1 protein-coding gene is annotated in these 396 nt (G+C 68.9%); it reads right to left on the bottom strand.

What is annotated here, in order from left to right:
* Positions 1-396, bottom strand: a 396-nt coding sequence (locus GVJ63_RS22095) for a CRISPR-associated endonuclease Cas3'' (RefSeq protein WP_159227378.1), incomplete at both ends; no start/stop codon positions are given.

Genomic DNA, 396 nt, shown 5'->3' with positions numbered 1-396 from the left:
GCGTGCAGGTCTGCCACGAGCCGTTCCGCCAGGGCCGTGCGTTCTCCCTCACGCTCACCATTGGCGAGTCCCGCATGATGGCCCGCGATACCGTAGGCCAGCAATTGGCCCACCACCCCCAGCCGCTGCTGCGCGATGCGTGCGCCCCAAGTGGAATGGTCCACGCGCGACGGGCTGCCGCGCAGCCGCTCCTGGAAGGGCAGGGTGTACTTGCCGAGGTCGTGCAGCCATCCGAGGACCTGGCCCAGGGCCTGCGCATTGAACACCGCGGCGGATTCGCCGGCCATGCGGCCCACGGCATGCAGGTGGTCGGGAAGCGTTTGCCAGCGGTTTTCGGGCTGCTTTGGGACGGAGTGCGCGTAGAAGCGCGGGGAGGTCGCCGACGAGGTATCGGAT

The organism is Pantoea sp. 18059 (assembly GCF_902706165.1).
In the GTDB taxonomy this organism is placed as follows: domain Bacteria; phylum Pseudomonadota; class Gammaproteobacteria; order Enterobacterales; family Enterobacteriaceae; genus Pantoea; species Pantoea agglomerans.
Note: the sequence above shows the minus strand (reverse complement) of the source record. Positions and strands in the feature narration are given on the sequence as shown.